We start from the raw sequence: 17,424 nt of genomic DNA on the forward strand, positions 1-17,424 counted from the left end.
GTTCGACGGCCGCCATGCTTACGCTCCGATACCTCCAGGGCTACCCTGCCGACCTTCAGGCCCAAGTGCGCCAGCTGATCGACCGCGGGGGCCTGGAGCGCTACCTGGCCGAGCGTTACAGCGGCCAGCATGGCATTCAGAACGACAAGGCGCTCTACGGCTACGTGAGCCAGCTACGCCAGCAATACCTGCGTTCGGCGCCGGCCATCGACAAGGTGTTGTTCGACAATCGCCTCGACTTGACCCATCGCGCGCTGGGGTTGCATACGGCGGTTTCGCGCGTTCAGGGCGGCAAGCTCAAGGCCAAGAAGGAAATCCGCATCGCTGCGCTGTTTCGCGAAGCACCACCGGAGTTTCTACGCATGATCGTCGTGCACGAGCTGGCCCATTTGCGCGAAGCCGATCATAACAAGGCCTTCTACCAGCTGTGCGAGCACATGCTGCCCGGTTACCAGCAGGTGGAGTTCGACCTGCGCTTGTACCTGACTGCCCGCGACCTGCGGCGCTGAGCCGCCTCACTACGGAAATTTCCATGGACGCCAGCAAGACCCGCACCAGCTTCTACCGCCGCCTTTACCTTGCCTGGCTGATCGATTCGGGCCGGGCAACCACCATTCCGGCAATCACCGAAGTGACCGGTATGCCCCGGCGTACGGCGCAGGATACGCTCGCGGCGCTGGCCGAGCTGGACATCGAGTGTGTGTTCGAACAAGAGGCCGGCAGTCGCCATCAGATCGGTCATTACCGTATTCAAAGCTGGGGCGCGGTGAACCCTGCATGGGTTCAAACCAACGTTGAACGCATCTGCCAGGTGCTAGGCTACCCAATGTCGTTTGTGGAACAGTAATCATTCATTAGCGACAAGGAGGCGGCTGGCCATTATCCCCAAGTGGGTTTTATGGCATGGTGTCCAGAGATGTGATGTCCCAGGACGGGAGAGATGCATGCGGCGATTGCTGATGGGCTGTTGTTTGCTCGCGGGGCTCTGGCTGTCATTGCCGGCCGGTGCCGTTCCCTTGCGCCTGGTGGCTGATATCTGGCCGCCGTTCACCGACGACAGCATGCCGAACAAGGGCATCGCCACCGATATCGTTACCCGTGCGCTCGCCCGGGCCGGTTACGCCAGTGCCTATGAGCAGGTGCCGTGGGCCCGTGCGCTGCAAGGGATCGAAGCGGGCCGCTACGATGTGCTGATCAACGCCTGGTTCAACCAGGCTCGCCTTCAGGCCGGGTTGTTTTCCGCACCTTACCTGCACAATCGAATCTGTTTTCTGCAAAACAGCCGAATCAAACAAACTTACGACGGCAGCCTCGCCAGCCTTGGCTCTGTCGCGATCGCGGTGGTGCGCGATTACGCCTATTCCCCGGAGTTCGACGCTGACAAGCACTTGAACAAGGTGCCGGTGCAGAATTTTTCCCAGGCGCTGCGAATGCTGGCAGCCGATCGGGTCGACATGACCCTCGAAGACGAATATGTCGCTCGCTATTACTTGCAGCGTGAGCCCGAGGCGGTGCGGGAGGCGGTGAAGTTCGTAGGGCCCCCCCTGTCCGAAAACACGCTGCATATCCTGGTCAGTCGCAAAACCCCTAATTACGAACGCATCGTTGCGGATTTTGACAAGGCGATTGATTCGATGCGCGCCGACGGGACACTCGAGAAGTTGATCGCTGCGCAGGTTCGCTGAGGCCCAGGGGCAGGCCTCACAAGCAATGAGCACGCCCTGCCGCGTGCACCCTACGCCACCTTGGCCACTGTGCGTTGCGCTTTACCGCGCACCAGGTGCGCTGCCATGTTGCGCAACGGCGCTAGTTGCCGGCAGATCAAGGCCAATTGCGTTTGAACCAACCGCTGGCTTTCGTCGACTTCCTCTGGCATCTGCTCCAGCTCCGCGGCCAGCACCTGCTCTGCCTCGTCTTCCAGCGGCACCGGCGTACGCGCCGCCAGGCCCTGTGCCAACCCTTCCAGCGAGCTTGCCAAGCGCTCGCCCACACCCAGAATCAGCTCGTTTTTGACGGGCTCGGGCAAATCGCTGCCTCGGTGCGCACCGAGGCCAGACAGATAATTGAGCAGCGTGTGCGACAACACCAGAAAGCGGAAGCCCATGTCGGCTTCCTTACGAAAGTGCCCTGGCTCCAGCAGCATATTGGCCAGTGTCGTGGAGAGGGCCGCGTCAGCGTTGTGTGCGTTACGCCGGGCCAGGCGATAGGCGAGATCATCACGCTTGCCGTTGGCGTACTGGCTCAAGATCTGGCGCAGGTACAACGCATTGCAGGTCAGGGTATTGGCAAGCACCTTGTTAAGGCGCCGGCCCTGCCAGTCGGGCAGGAACAAAAATACCGCCAGCCCCGCGATCAGGCTGCCGACCAGGGTATCGAACAGCCTGGGCAGAAACAGCCCATAGCCGTCGCCGGTCTGGTTGAAGCAGAACAGCACCATCAGGGTGATGCCTGCCGTGGACACCGTGTAGCTGCTGGTCCGGTAGATGAAGAACACCATGCCCGCACCGATCGCGAACAGTGACTGGATGACGGGGCTGGGAAATAAGTCGAACAACGCCCAGCCCACGGTAAGGCCGATGGCAGTACCGACTACCCGTTGGCCAAGCTTGCGCCGAGTTGCGCCATAGCTGGGTTGGCAAACGAACAACGTGGTCAGCATGATCCAGTAGCCTTGCGAGGGGTGGATCAGGTGAACCGTGCCATAGCACAGCGTGAGCGCCAGGGGCAGGCGCAGAGCATGGCGGAACAACAGGGACGTCGGCGTGAGGTTCTGGCGGATGCGCCCCCACATCTCCCGTAGATTCTGCGGTGCACGGTTGAGCAGGCTGCTGTCGCTGGCCTCGGCCAGGGCGTCCGGGTTGCTGGCGTCGCTGAGCAAGCGGTCCAGGGTCGCCAGGTTGGTGGCCAGGGCGTTGAGCGAGCGCAGCAGCCAACGCCACGCCGGGTTGCTCTGGCTACGCAGGTGTTCGAGTGAAGCGTGCAGGTCGCCCAGCGCCTCGGCGAAGCTGTCGTCGTATACAAAGGGCTGGCGCAGTTGCAGGCTTTCGGAGAGGCGCTGGCACGCGCTGCCTTGCTGGCGCAGCAGGCGCTGGCAGCGAAACAGCACGTCGCTGTGAAAAAACGCTTCGGCCAAGGCGTTGTAGGGGTAGTGGGAGGAGCTGGCGCGCTCGTGTACGTCCTGGGCCAGAAAGTACAGTTTCAGGTAGCGGCTGGTCTTGGCGCCTGCGCGGCTACCGCCCACTCGGTTGAGGATGATCTCCTTGGAGGCATTGAGCGCTGCCACGACCCGGCCGTTCTGCTGAGCCAGCTCCAACCGCCGGCCTTCCACATCCAGCCCGCGAATAGGTTCGAACAGCGAGGATTTGATCTTCAGGTACAGCCCCAGCTCGCGGAACACCCGCGCCAGGCTCTGCTGCACCGGCTGGTTGGCGAACAGCGCCTGCCACAGCACCGACAGCGCGCCGTACCAGGCCGCACCGGCCACCAGCAGCATCGGCTCGTGCCAGAAATCCTGCACGTCGCCACCGCGTTGGTCGACGCCGATCATCGTGTAGACCGAAAGAATCAGCGTGGCATAGGCCACGGCGTTGTAGCGCTCGCCAAGGGCGCCGAGCATCGTAAGGCAGAACGCTGCCACCGCCAATGCGCTGGCGAACAACCAAGGGTAGGGAAACAGCAGCTCTACGGCCAGTGCCGCCACACTGAAGCACACCAAGGTCACCGCAAGCGCAGTGGCCCGGCCCTGCCAGTTATCGTCGGTCTCGGCCAGGGCGCTGGCGATGATGCCCAGGAACAACGGAATCAGCAGGTGCATCTCGTTTTGCCACCAGCAAAGCGCCATGCTCCCGGTGAGCGCGATGAATACCCGAATGCTGTAGCTGAACTTGTCCAGCGCCCACAGGCGGCGCAGGGTATTGCGGAAGGACTTCTTGGCCATCAGGTATGCGAGCCCGGGTGAACGATGCGTCGATCATAGCCCGGCCCGATGTCAGGAAGAACAGCTGATTTCCAGATGCTTGCCCCAGTCAGGCGGCCGTTGGGCGAAGCGTTCCTGGCCGGGCTGCTCATCGAAGGGGCGGGTGAGCACCGTGTGCAACTGGCGCACCAGGCTATAGTCGCCCTGTTCGGCCGCTTCTATCGCTTGTTGGGCCAGGTAGTTGCGCAGCAGGTACAGCGGGTTGACGCTGTGCATCCGCTGCCGCCGGTGGGCTGGGGCCTCGGCCGGTTCGCGGGCAAGGCGCGCCAGCAGTGCCTGGCCCCATTGGTCAAAGGCCTCGCGGTCTACGAAGTCGTCGCGCAGCGTGGCAAGCGCCTGCTCGGCAGGGGCATCGCCCAGCCTGCGGAAGAACAGGTTATAGTCCACCCCGCTGTTCTGCATGCATTGCAACAGTTGCTCGACCAGCAAGTGGTCATCGGCCTCTGCTGTCGCCAGCCCAAGGCGCCGGCGCATGAGGTCCTGGTATTTGGCCTGGAAGATGGGCAGGTACAGCTCCAGGGCGCCCTTGAGCGCGTCTACCTCGATGAACGGCGTCAGCGCCTGGGCCAGGGCGCTGAGGTTCCAGTGGGCGATGGGTACCTGGTTGCTGAACGAGTAGCGGCCCTGGTCGTCGGAATGGTTGCAGACGAAGCGGGCGTCGAAATCATCCAGAAACGCATAGGGGCCGAAGTCGAAGGTCAGCCCCAGGATCGACATGTTGTCGGTGTTCATCACCCCGTGGTTGAAGCCGTAGGCCTGCCACCAGGCGATCAGCTCGGCGGTGCGCTCCACCACCTCCGAGAACATTGCCAAGTGGGGGTTCTCGGCTTCGAGGCAGTGGGGGTAGTAGGCCTGGAGCACATGCTGGGCCAGCTCGCCCAGTTGCTCGTGCTGGCGGGTGTAGTAGAAGTATTCGAAGTGGCCAAAGCGCACATGGCTGGGTGCCAGGCGCAGCAGCATAGCTGCGTTTTCGCGTTTTTCGCGCCACACAGGGGTGTCTGAGGCGGTCACGCAGAGTGCGCGCGAGGTGGGTATGCCCAATGCCTGCAGCGCTTCGCTGGCCAGAAACTCTCGGATCGAAGAGCGCAGCACGGCGCGGCCGTCGCCCATGCGCGAGTAGGGGGTTTGGCCGGCGCCCTTGAGGTGCAGGTCCCAATGCTCGCCGCGGGCGTTGACCACCTCCCCGAGCAGCAGGCCGCGGCCATCGCCCAGCCGAGGGGTGTAGCCCCCGAACTGATGCCCGGAATACACCATCGCCCGCGGCTCTGCGCTGTCCCATAGTTTGTGGCCACTGAACACCTCGGCCAACAGCGGGTTGCTGGCCTCCTCCGGGGGCAGGTCCAGCAGCGCCAGCGCTGCCTCACTGGCCACCACCAGCCGCGGTGCCTCGATCGGGTCGGGCAACACTTCGGTGGAGAATGCATCGCCCAGGCGGGCGAAGCGGTTATCGAAGCTCAGTTCGTCGAGGCGTTTCATGGCAGGGCCCAGGGCGAGTTGGGGGTCAGCATGGCTCGGGCTTGTTGCCCTTGTCTACCACCGGGAAGTGGTACTCGCCGCCTTCGGAGTTCTTCAGGTACACCTCCACCTGGCGGAAGGAGATGCGCACCCCATTGGCCTTGAACTCCCGGTTGATGGCGCGGTTGATCTCATCGAGGGCCGGATTGCGGTCGCCCAGGTCGCGTACGTGCATGCGCAGTTCGTGGTCCAGGGTGCTTTCGCCGAAGTTGAGAAAATAGACGATCGGCTCTGGGTCTTTCAGAACCCTCGGGTTGTCATCGGCTGCCTGCAGCAGCAGTTTACGCACCAGGTCCAGGTCCGAGCCGTAATCCACACCCAGGCGCAGCGTCACCCGCGTGACGGTATCGGTGAGCGACCAGTTGATCAGCTGCCCAGTGATGAACGTCTTGTTGGGTACGATGATGTCTTTCTTGTCGAAGTCGGTGATGGTGGTTGCGCGGATGCGAATGCGGCTGACCGTTCCAGACAAATTGCCGATGGTGATCGTGTCACCGATGCGCACTGGGCGTTCGAACAGGATCATGATCCCGGAAATGAAGTTGGCGAAGATCTCTTGCATGCCGAAGCCCAGGCCCACCGAGAGGGCGGCTACCAGCCATTGCAGTTTGTCCCAGCTCACCCCCAGCGTGGACAGCGTACTGACGAAGCCCACACCAGCAATGGTGTAAGACAACAGCGTAGTGGTGGCGTAGGCACTGCCCTGTTTGAGGTTCAGCCGCGACAGCACGAACACCTCCAGCAAGCCTGGCAGGTTGCCGGCCAGCACGAAGGTAATGGCGACCACCACCAGCGCACCGATCATGTCGCCCAGGCTGATGGGCACCATGCTCATGTTGGTGCCGCTGCCACTGGTGTATTGGTAGAGCACGATGTTGTCCAGGTACGAGAACACCGTGATCAGGTCGGCCCATACCCAGTACAGCACGCCGATGAACGTGCCCAGCAGCACCAGGCGAATCAGGCGCAGCGACTGCTGGTTGACCTGTTCGATGTCCAGCGTCGGCTCTTCGATCACCACGCTGTCGTCACCGCTTTCCTTGCTTGCCTGGCGCTTGCTCAGCGCGCGCTGGTAGGCCAGGCGCCGGGCGGCTACGCTCAGGCCCCGCACGAACATCGCCTCGATCACCAGCCAGGCCATCGCCAGGTAGAGCGTCGCAATCAGCCGGTCAGTGAGCTTGAGGGCGGTGTAGTAGTAGCCAAAGCAAACGCCCAGGAACAGGGCCACGGGCAGCAGGGTGAAGGCGATACCGATCAGCCTGCGGAACACCGAGGCATTACCGTGCGTGGGGCTCGCCAGCAGCAGGCGCGCCAGCAGCCAGGTCATCAGCCCGTAGCAGCCCAGCACCACGCCGATGCCCAGCACGTCGTCAGCCAGCGCCGAAGGCTGCAACTCAGCCACCGCCACCACCGATACCAATGCCAGCACCACGAAGCCCAGGCGCCGCACCCAGGCGCGCAAGAAGGCCACCTGGGCACGCTCCCAACGAAAGTGCACTTCCGCCACGCCGCTGGGGGCAAGGATCCGGTAGGCGGTGTAGAACACCAGCCACGCCTGGGCAATCTGCAACAGAGCAGAACCCAGGCTGGCGTTCTGGCCCCGGGCATCGATCTGCAAGGCCAGGCCGCCCAACCCCAGCACCAAGGCAACAGGCAGGGCCAGCAGCACATTGACCAGTACCGCCAACGGGGTGTGCCACTGGCTGTCACGCTTGAAGTGGCCGACGTCCTTGTGCACCTGGTTGAGCTTGTTGTAGAGGTAGCGGCGGCGCCACAGCAGGCCACCGATCATCAGCACCAGCGGCAGAAACAACAACGGCCGCTGGGCCAGGCCGTCGCCCAGTTGCTTCACGCTCGACCACCACGGCAGGGTGGCGACTTGCTTGACCAGCCGCTTCGGCGCACCCATCAGCCACTCGAAGTCCAGCGGCTTGTTGCTGGGGATCCAGAACATCTGCTCGTCCAGGGTGCTGCGCAGGTTCTGGGCGGTGTCCAAGAGCTGTTTCTGATTCAGTTGCAGGTTGATCGAGGCGTTAAGCAGTGCCGCCAGCTCTCGGTTCAGCCGCTCTAGCAGGTCGGCGCGGGTGACGGCGAGGTCCAGCAGGCTTTTCTTGAGCTGGGGCGTGATGTTTTCTTCGGGATGGGCGGCGATCAACCCATCCACGTAACCCTGTGGATTGCTCAGCGCCTCGCGCTGCTGGCTCACCTCGAACTGATACAGGCGAATGTCGGCGATCTGGTCGGCGAGGTTGCGATCCAGTTTCAGGTGGGGCAACGCCTGCTTTTGTGTGTAGAGGATCTTCGACAGCAACAGGCTGCCGCGCAGTACGTTGATCTGCTCGTCCAGCGCTTGGTCGGTCTGGCTCAGCGAGTCGAGCTGCTGGCGGGTCTTGAGGTCTTGTTGGGTGATCTCGTTGAGGCGGTCGGTGCTGCGCAGCAGGTAATCGGAAAGGCGCACGTTGGTGGCGCTTTCGTTGGCCAGCAGGCTGCTGTTACCGGCTTTCTGAGCTTCGGCCGATTGCTCGTTGACCGTTTGTTGGGACTGGGCCAGACGCTTCTGGTTGATCAGCGACTGCAGGTCCTGGATCTCTTGGGCCTGGCGGCCGATCTTTTCCAGCAACAGGTCGTGCTGGCTGTTGCCCAGGTCCTGCAGGGCACTGTTGCCGGCCAGCTCCTGGCGGCGCAGGGCCACACGTGCGTTGATCGACGCCAACTCGGCCAGGTACTGATTGCGCAGGTCACTGGAGAGGGTCTTGCCGGACTCCTTGCCGGTCTTGAGGATGGTGTTGATCTGCTGGATGCGGGTCTGCGCGTTGCTGATCTCGGTCTGGGCGCGCTCCGGGCGGGTCTGGGAGTTGATGATCAGCGTGTTGGCGTCGGCGAGCTGGCGTTGCAGCTCACCCTGCTGGGTGCCACGGTCGGCCAACAGTTGCTCCAACTGCGGCACGCTCTGGTTGGCGTAGCGCTGGGCCACCGGCACCATCTTGGTCGCCTTGAGCCGCTCCAGCTCTCGCTGGTTGTCGCTGCTCTGGCGTGGCGCATCGGCGATCTGCCGCTTGGTTTGTGCCAACTGCCGGGTGTCGTCGTCGGCGCTGCCGAGGAAGGTGAGCGTCTGCTCCAGCACCTGTTCCAGGGCTTTCTGGTCGGGGTCTGAGAGCTTGCGGTCGGCGATGTGGTCCAGGCTCTGCTGGACGCTTTCGGCGCTGGGAGGATCGGCAGCCAGTGCAAGGGGTGAAAGCAGGCACAGCCCCAGCAGGGCTGCGCCGAGGAAGGCGCGGAAATCGAGCATGATGGCGGCAGGCCTTGGGAAAATAGGACGATTCTAAAGGAACAGCCCGGGCCCTGGGCGGCTTCCTTCGGGGAATCTGACGCCGACTTTTGCGATCTTGTTCCCGTCCATCACCGCGACCGTCCAGACGGTGTTGTTCCACTCGATCTGATCGCCCACTACCGGCGCGCCGCCCACCTTCTGAGCGATGAAGCGGGCCAGTGGGGTGCTGGCGTCCACGCCGTCGAGCTTGAGGCCATACAGCGCCGAAACGGCACCAAGCTCGGCATCGCCCTCGAGCACGAAGTCGCCGAAAAAGCGCAGGTCCAGCCCGCGTTGCGGCGCCTGGCTGAACAGCTTGCCCAACGCCGGCAGGTCGCGCTCGTGGCCGATCACGCAGAGCATGTCGCCGACTTCCAGTACCGTGCTGCCGGACGGGTGCAGCAGTTGCTCATGGCGAAACAATGCCGCGATGCGGGTGCCTTCGGGCATCTTGAGCTCGCGCAGGGCCGCGCCAATGCACCATTTTTCGGCACCGAGGCGGTAAACGAACAACTCCCATTCACTGGTGTGATGTACCTCCAGCGCTGAACGTGAGATCGGCGCTGGGTCGGGTGGCACGGTCACCTTCAACAGCTTGGCCATCCACGGCAGGCTGGTGCCTTGCAGCAGCAGCGACACCAGCACGATGAAGAACGCCAGGTTGAAATACAGCTGTGCATTGGGCAGCCCCGCCATCAGTGGGAACACCGCCAGAATGATCGGCACGGCCCCACGCAGCCCGACCCAGGAAATGAACGCCTTTTCGCGGCCATGGAACGCGCGGAACGGTGCCAGCCCGATGAATACCGACAGCGGCCGGGCAAAGAGGATCATCCACAGGGCCAGGCCCAACGCGGGCAAGGCGATCGGTAACAGGTCGTGCGGAGTCACCAGCAGGCCCAGCACCAGGAACATGCCGATCTGCGCCAGCCACGCCATGCCGTCAAGCATGTGCAGGATGCTGTGGCGGCTGCGGATTGGCCGATTGCCCAGCACCAGGCCTGCAAGGTACACGGCAAGGAACCCGCTGCCGTGCAGGGCGTTGGTGAGTGCGAACACTACCAGGCCCCCGGCGATGACCAGAATCGGGTAGAGGGCGTGGGCCAGGTTGATGCGGTTGACCAGTTGCAACAGCACCCAGCCCCCGCCCAGGCCCAGCACCGCGCCAGTGCCGAACTCACGTAGCAGATGGCCCAGCAGGCTCAGGTGCAGGCCGGTCTGGTGCGTGGCGAGCATGTCGATCAGGGTCACGGTGAGGAACACAGCCATCGGGTCGTTGCTGCCCGATTCGATTTCCAGAGTGGCGGTCACCCGCTCGTTCAGGCCTTTGCCGCCCAGCAGCGAGAACACCGCAGCGGCATCGGTGGAGCCGACGATTGCGCCGATCAGTAAGCCCTGGATCATGTTAAGGCCAAATAGCCACGCCGCCAGCACACCTGTGAGCCCAGTGGTGATCATCACGCCGACGGTGGCCAGCGACAGTGCTGGCCACAGCGCCACGCGAAAGCTTGCCACGCGTGTGCGCAGCCCGCCGTCGAGCAGGATCACCGCCAGTGCCAGGTTGCCCACCAGGTAGGCCTGGGGAAAGTTATCGAAAACGATGCCGCCGCCGTCGACCCCGGCGGCCATGCCCACGCCCAGGATGATCACCAGGATCGGGATACCCAGGCGCGAGGAGAGTGAGCTGACAAGAATGCTTGCCCCCACCAGCAACGCACCGATCAAGAACAAGCTGTTGATGGCACTGGCGGTCAAAGGCGGTACTCCCTGAAAAGGCTGGAAAAGCATGTATCGTGCCAACCGATTCTAACCTTAGTGTTGCAGCCTCTGTCAAAGCTTGTGAAGTGAGGCCTGCGCCCTTGGCTGGCCGCAGGCCTGAGGGGTCAGGCCCAGTGCGCTGCTGGAAACAGACGCTCCAGCAACGCTGAGTCGGCGATTCGGCCGGCAAAGGCGGCGCGGTCGAACGGCGTTCCTGTGCGCAGGTCGAAAACATTCCCGCCAACAGGCCCCGCAAGCTCACGCAACCTGACTAACGTGAAGCGAAACGTCTCGCCCTCGACCGCTTTGATAGCATCGATCCGGAACACGCGCCCCGGGCTGAAAAGCGTTTCGGCCTCCTCGTCGATCATCGATAGCGGCCCGACGGGTTTACCGGAGTGGTAGCGGCCGGCTGGCAGTTCGAAAACGACCGAGGTGTCGTCAAACAGCCGCTGGTAGCTCATGCCTACCCATTGCCGCGGGGCCACGAAATCCTTGAGGGCATACGGGTTTTCGGTGAATGAGGTGATGTCGGTGGTGACCAGCGTATCGCCTGCTTCGACTTGGCCGCTGCGCAGCCATGCACCGGATGTATTGCGCAGGCCATGGCCGCCACGCCAGAGCGTGACGCCATTGCTGCCAGGCAGGCTGTCGAGAGAGTCGAACAACAGCTTCAGATAGGCGTGCAAGTCGCCATCGCCGGCCTCGAACGCGTTGGCGATACCGAAACGAAACAGGTGGTTGGGATAATGCATGTCGCTGGTGTAGATACGTACCAGGTCATTGTTGAACTGGCCACCGCGGCTGTACGTGTAGTGGGGCTGGCCGTCGACAACGGCGCAGGCATAGCCGTGGCTGTCGAAGGTCGCTGCTGTAGCCTCTGGCAGTTGGGGAAGCCCGGCGTTGGCCAACACGCCGCGTTGCCGGTCGATGGCCTGTACAGCCATTGCCCGGCTGGAAGCAGGTGCATCCGCCATGTAGGTGGCCCACATCGCCTGGTCCGGCAGTGCCGGTGTTGGCGCTCCCCCTGCCAGGCGCGGCGGGGCGAGCCATGCCCATTGCCCGTCGGCGTTCAGTTGCACCGGCCGCAGCGGCGCGAAAGCGTAAGGTGCATCAGGGCGTACCGCCAGCCAGGTCCTTAGTTCGGCGTCATAGCGCACACGGAAGGTACCTTCATCCAGCGAGATCCACGTGCTGCCGTCAGGCCGTAAGCGCACGCCTTGGAGGGGGCCTGTGCCTGGCTGCGGTGGATGCAGGTCGCCAGGGGGGCCGGCGCGTAGGTCGTCCAGCGTCTGTGCCGGCCAGCGGCCGGGTTGCCAGTCGCTCAATTGCGCTAGCTGCTCGTGGGCCGGCGCTCGGTAGCGCAGGGCTTTGAGGCTCAGGCCCAGGTCAGCGATCGAAAACAGGGTGAGCAGTGTGTCGGCAACGATCGACACCAGCGCCTCCCTGCGCCGCGAGGGCAGGCGGGCGTGGGTGAGTGCCTGGACGTCGAGCACCAGGCGCCCCGCGCCTGCGGCCAGGATGCCGATGCTCAGAGGCAGCCCCAGCGGAGCCAGCGGCGCGAAAACCGTCAGGAAGGCCCCCAGGTAGCCTCGCCACAGCTCTCGGCGTAACGCCTGGTTGTCTACCAGTTGCGCCTGGGCCTGGATCAGTTGTTCGTGGGCAGCCTGCGCCAGCGCTTGCAGCAGATGCTCCTGCACCGGCGTGGGCGTGCCGAACGGCCAAGATGGTGTGGATGGGGTGCCGATTCGTTCACGTAGCGCTGCCAGGGCTCGCGCGCCGCCGGTGCGCGGGGACAGCTCATTGGCCCAGCTCAGGCCTTGGGGTGAAGCCAGGTGTGCGGCAATGGCGCGTGTCATGGCCGAAGCGTTGTCGAAGCCCCTCAGCATCGGGTGCGCTGCAGGGCTATAGAGAAGAACGCTGCCATGGCGGGTGGTGAGGGTGAACAACGGTGTTTCAACGTGGTTTTCGTAGCGCGCGACCGTCAACACCTCGGGGCGCAGGGGCTGTTTGAGCGCTTGCAGGGTCAGCGGCTGAGCGACATCCGCGCCGCAATAGTCGTACAGCGCGGCGAGGTCGGCTGCTGGCAGTTCGGCCTGGCGTGCGGCGGCCAGCAACTGCACTTTGGCGAGCAGGATGAAGCCTGTGCCGTGTGCTTCCCAGAAGGCCTGGGTGCGCTGCCTGACCTGCGCAGCGAAATCCAGGCTCCAGAACGCGGCCATCACTGTACTGGGAAGCAGGGGGACCTCATTGCGTTCGTCGAAATACGGCGCACCGGCGTCCTGTTGGTAGAAACCGCTGTAGCTGTCCAAGGCTTGGGGCGCATCCTGAAACCCATCATCGAACCGTCTCACGACCAGTTCGGTCAGGGTCATCGAGCGAATGGGTGGCCCGGCGTGCTGCCACCCGGTAAAGGTCTTGGCGCTGTTGCTGGCGCGCTCGAAGCAGTGCCACCAGACCTTGTCGGGGTTGAAGGCTTTACCGGTGTGCTCGAGCACACAGCGGGCTGCAAGGTCGTAGGCCATGGTGTAAAGGTCGGGCCAGGCTTCGAAATAGTCTCGAGCGATCTGCAAGGTGGCTCGGGCTTCGCGAGCCGCGAGCAGGTCAGCCTGAAAGCGTGTAGGTGAGAGGCGCATTGACAGGGCTCCATTGGAAGGGGGCCGGATGTTGGCGCAGCGCTCTAGCTGAGGAGGGGTAGATAGTTACGGCCGGCAGAATCGAAAAAGCCCAGGCAGGCCTGGGCTTTTTCGCGATACGCCGGTGTCAGCCGATGCTCATCAGGCTGGCATTGCCCCCGGCAGCGGCGGTGTTAACGCTCAACGCGCGCTCGATCACCAAACGTTCAAGCGCCACCTGGGTTTCACCCTGGGCCAGCCCCTGCACGCCGATGATCGCCCCCGCACGCTGGGCGACCTGCTGGCATACCGCACGCAACTGGTCGGAGTCACCGTGGTGGATCACTGCGTCCAGTGCTACGTCATCCTTGGCCCAATCGCTGACCACGCGAATCCGCGCGACCACTTCCTTGGGCAGCTTGGCACGCAACGCGTTGCCAGGCTCGCCATTGGCCCATACGGCCATGCTGCCGACGGCCAGCACCGCAGCCAGCTGGGTCAGCAGGTCGGCTTCGGTCTCGGCAAGGCACAGCACGTGCTCGCGCGGCAGGATGATATAGCTGTTGCGCTCGCCGGTCGGGCCAGGCAGCAGGCGAGTGATGCCGCTCTGCGACTGGCTGGCGAACTGCTCGCACAGTGCTGCCAACTCGCCGTGCTGGCTGCTTGCGGCCCAAGCCTTGAGCGCGGCCAGCGGCTTGAGCAGCTCGGTTTGCGCGGTCAGGTCTGGTGCAGCGGTTTGCTTGCGCACAAAGGCGTTGCTCAGCGAATCGCTCGGTGAGGTTGAAAGCAGGCGGTACAGGTACAACGGGCCGCCAGCTTTCGGGCCAGTGCCCGAGAGGCCTTCACCACCGAAGGGTTGTACGCCGACCACGGCGCCAACGATGTTGCGGTTGACGTAAGCGTTACCGGCATTGACGTTTTCCACCACCTTGGCAATGGTCTCGTCGATGCGGGTGTGAACGCCCAAGGTCAGGCCGTAGCCGGTGGCGTTGATCTGCTGGATCAGCGCGTCAAGGTCTTTGCGGGCATAGCGGATCACGTGCAGCACCGGGCCGAACACTTCGCGCTTGAGCTCATCAAGGTTATCGAGCTCGATCAGCGTCGGCAGCACGAAGGTGCCCCGTTGCAATTCATCGCCCTGCACGCGAGCCACCTGGTACACCGCACGGCCTTTGTCGCGCATGCCCTGGATGTGCTTCTCGATGCCGGCCTTGGCTTCGGCGTCGATCACCGGGCCGATGTCCACGGCGAGCGATTCGGGGTTGCCGATGCGGGCTTCGGCCATCGCGCCCTTGAGCATTTCGATCACGCGGTCGGCGCTGTCTTCCTGCAGGCACAGCACGCGCAGGGCCGAGCAGCGCTGGCCAGCGCTGTCGAACGCCGAGGACACCACATCGATCACCACCTGCTCGGTGAGTGCCGACGAGTCCACGATCATCGCGTTCTGGCCACCGGTTTCGGCAATCAGCGGGATGGGGCGGCCCTGGGCGTCCAGGCGGCCGGCCACATTGCGCTGCAGCAGGCGCGCCACTTCCGTGGAGCCGGTGAACATCACGCCCTTGACTCGATCATCACCCACCAGCGCCGCGCCGACGGTTTCACCACGGCCGGGCAGCAGCTGCAGCACGCCTTCGGGAATACCGGCTTCCAGCAGCAGGCGAACGGCCTGGGCCGCGACCAGCGGGGTTTGCTCGGCCGGCTTGGCCAGCACCGGGTTACCGGCAGCCAGCGCTGCGGCGACTTGGCCGGTGAAGATCGCCAGGGGGAAGTTCCACGGGCTGATGCACACCACAGGGCCCAGCGGGCGATGAGTGTCATTGGCAAAGTCGTGACGAGCCTGGGCGGCGTAGTAGCGCAGGAAGTCCACGGCCTCCCGCACTTCGGCGATGGCGTTGGCGTAGGTCTTGCCTGCTTCCCGGGCCAGCAGGCCCATCAGCGGCTGGATCTGCGCTTCCATGGCATCGGCCGCGCGGTCGAGGATCGCACCCCGTGCGTCGGGTGGGGTGGCCTGCCACATGGCGCCGTGAATCTGCGCGCACTGCAGCGCGTTGCCGACGTCTTCGACGGTCGCCTCCTGCACATGCCCGACCACATCGCGATGGTCGGCTGGGTTGAGCACGGGCTCGGCGGTGCCGGCACTGGCATCGCAGCCCAGGATCGGTACTGCTTTCCACTCGGTATGGGCGCTGGCCAGCAGGGCGCTGGACAGCGAGGCCAGGCGGTGCTCGTTGGCCATGTCGATGCCAGCGGAGTTGGCCCGCTCACTGCCGTAGAGCTCGCGGGGTTGCGGGATGCGGGCGTGTGGCAGGCCGATGGCGCCTTCCTGCGAGGCCATGCGCTCGATGACCGCCACAGGGTCGGCCACCAACTCCTGAATGGAGATGGAATGGTCGGCGATGCGGTTGACGAACGAGGTGTTGGCGCCGTTTTCCAGCAGGCGGCGCACCAGGTAGGCGAGCAGCGTTTCATGGGTGCCTACCGGGGCATATACCCGGCACGGGCGGCCGAGCTTGCCTTCGGAAACCTTGCCTACCACTTGTTCGTACAGCGGCTCGCCCATGCCGTGCAGGCATTGGAACTCATACTGGCCAGGGTAGTAGTTCTGCCCGGCGATCTGGTAGATGGCCGAGAGGGTATGGGCGTTGTGGGTCGCGAATTGCGGGTAGATGGCTTCTGGCACCGCCAACAGCTTGCGGGCGCAGGCGATGTAGGAGACATCGGTGTACACCTTGCGGGTATAGACCGGGTAACCCTCCAAGCCCTCGACCTGGGCACGCTTGATCTCGCTGTCCCAGTAGGCGCCCTTCACCAGGCGAATCATCAGGCGATGGCGGCTGCGGCGTGCCAGGTCGATCACGTAGTCGATCACGTACGGGCAGCGCTTCTGGTAAGCCTGTATGACGAAGCCGATGCCGTTCCAGCCGGCCAGCGACGGCTCGAAGCACAGGCGCTCGAGCAGGTCCAGCGACAGCTCCAGGCGGTCGGCTTCCTCGGCGTCGATGTTCAGGCCGATGTCGTACTGCTTGGCCAGTTGGGTCAGCGACAGCAGGCGCGGGTACAGCTCGTCCATCACCCGCTCGTACTGGGCGCGGCTATAGCGCGGGTGCAGCGCCGACAGCTTGATCGAGATGCCCGGGCCTTCATAGATGCCGCGGCCGTGGGAAGCCTTGCCGATGGAGTGGATGGCCTGCTCGTAGGAGGCCATGTACTTCAGCGCGTCGGTTTCGGTCAGCGCGGCTTCGCCGAGCATGTCGTAGGAGTAGCGGAAGCCTTTGTTTTCGAAGCGGGAGGCGTTGGCCAGCGCTTCGGCGATGGTCTCGCCGGTGACGAACTGCTCACCCATCAGGCGCATGGCCATGTCCACGCCCTTGCGGATCACCGGCTCGCCGCTCTTGCCGATCAGGCGGCTGAGCGAAGAGGTGAGGTTAGCCTCGCTGTGGGTAGACACCAGCTTGCCGGTAATCAGCAGGCCCCAGGAGGCGGCATTGACGAACATCGACGGGCTCTGGCCCAGGTGCTGCTTCCAGTTGCCGTTGCTGACCTTGTCGCGAATCAGTGCGTCACGGGTGGCCTTGTCGGGGATGCGCAGCAGCGCTTCGGCCAGGCACATCAGGGCCACGCCTTCCTGGCTCGACAGCGAGAACTCTTGCAGCAACCCCTGCACCAGGCCAGCACGGCCGCTGGCGCTCTTCTGATTGCGCAGTTTCTCGGCGATGCCGGCGGCCAGCTTGTTGGCGGCCTCGGCTTGGGGCGCCGGCAGGCGGGCCTGCTCCAGCAGCATGGGGACCATTTCCTGCTCGGGCCGGCGATAGGCGCCGGTGATCGCTGCGCGCAGCACGGACTGAGGCAGGATGCTCTCGGCAAACTCCAGAAACGGCTGGGGGCCCGCATCGGCTGGCAACTCGCCCACGTCGTCGTGCTCTCGCACGGGTGCTTGCCCCAGCTCGGCCAGGTTGGCACCGGACTCCAGGCGCTCCAGGTAACTGAAGATGGCCTGTTTGATCAGCCAGTGCGGCGTACGGTCGATGGTCTGCGCGGCGGCCTTGAGGCGCTCGCGGGTGGGGTCGTCGAGTTTGACGCCGAGGGTGGTAGTCGCCATGTCATTGTCCTCATGCGGGCGGGGCGATTTGGTGGCGAGAGAGTATCTGGGTGTTACCTGGGGTGCAACCAGGTGCAACCCAATTTTTCCAAATGGCCTGAATGGTGGGCTCTACCTGCAATAGGCGCCCTTAAACGGTGCGATCAGCCGT

Annotated in this window: 9 protein-coding genes; 3 read left to right on the forward strand and 6 right to left on the reverse strand. The window is 64.0% G+C overall.

What is annotated here, in order from left to right; translation table 11 throughout:
- The first annotated feature begins 14 nt into the window (after positions 1-14).
- From F474_RS11770 to F474_RS11780, 3 genes are all read left to right on the forward strand, one after another.
- Complete coding sequence (locus F474_RS11770; protein ID WP_097084579.1) at positions 15-509, forward strand: M48 family metallopeptidase; 495 nt, start codon at positions 15-17, stop codon at positions 507-509.
- Positions 510-532: 23 nt separating this feature from the next.
- A complete protein-coding gene (locus F474_RS11775) occupies positions 533-847 on the forward strand; it encodes a helix-turn-helix domain-containing protein (protein ID WP_097084580.1) in 315 nt (104 codons plus the stop codon).
- A gap of 97 nt (positions 848-944) precedes the next feature.
- The gene (locus F474_RS11780) at positions 945-1,685 is read left to right on the forward strand and encodes an ABC transporter substrate-binding protein (RefSeq protein ID WP_097084581.1); all 741 of its coding nucleotides are present in this window, start codon (positions 945-947) and stop codon (positions 1,683-1,685) included.
- A 50-nt stretch (positions 1,686-1,735) separates the two neighbouring features.
- Here the strand turns inward: F474_RS11780 and yccS are convergent, their stop codons facing one another.
- From yccS to putA, 6 genes are all read right to left on the reverse strand, one after another.
- Positions 1,736-3,937, reverse strand: a complete 2,202-nt coding sequence (gene yccS / locus F474_RS11785) for a YccS family putative transporter (protein ID WP_097084582.1) — start codon at positions 3,935-3,937, stop codon at positions 1,736-1,738.
- 51 nt (positions 3,938-3,988) lie between these two features.
- Positions 3,989-5,452, reverse strand: a complete 1,464-nt coding sequence (gene selO, locus F474_RS11790) for a protein adenylyltransferase SelO (protein ID WP_097084583.1) — start codon at positions 5,450-5,452, stop codon at positions 3,989-3,991.
- A gap of 25 nt (positions 5,453-5,477) precedes the next feature.
- Entirely contained in the window at positions 5,478-8,780 is a 3,303-nt protein-coding gene (gene mscK, locus F474_RS11795) for a mechanosensitive channel MscK (RefSeq protein ID WP_097084584.1), read from the reverse strand.
- Between the two features lie 33 nt (positions 8,781-8,813).
- Positions 8,814-10,556, reverse strand: a complete 1,743-nt coding sequence (locus F474_RS11800; protein WP_097084782.1) for a potassium/proton antiporter — start codon at positions 10,554-10,556, stop codon at positions 8,814-8,816.
- Positions 10,557-10,684: 128 nt separating this feature from the next.
- Positions 10,685-13,195: a dermonecrotic toxin domain-containing protein gene (locus F474_RS11805; protein WP_097084585.1), complete on the reverse strand. Its 2,511-nt coding sequence runs from the start codon at positions 13,193-13,195 to the stop codon at positions 10,685-10,687.
- 127 nt (positions 13,196-13,322) lie between these two features.
- Entirely contained in the window at positions 13,323-17,273 is a 3,951-nt protein-coding gene (gene putA, locus F474_RS11810) for a trifunctional transcriptional regulator/proline dehydrogenase/L-glutamate gamma-semialdehyde dehydrogenase (protein ID WP_097084586.1), read from the reverse strand.
- Between the last annotated feature and the right edge of the window lie 151 nt (positions 17,274-17,424).

The organism is Pseudomonas sp. URIL14HWK12:I12, from assembly GCF_003097135.1.
Taxonomy (GTDB): Bacteria; Pseudomonadota; Gammaproteobacteria; order Pseudomonadales; family Pseudomonadaceae; genus Aquipseudomonas.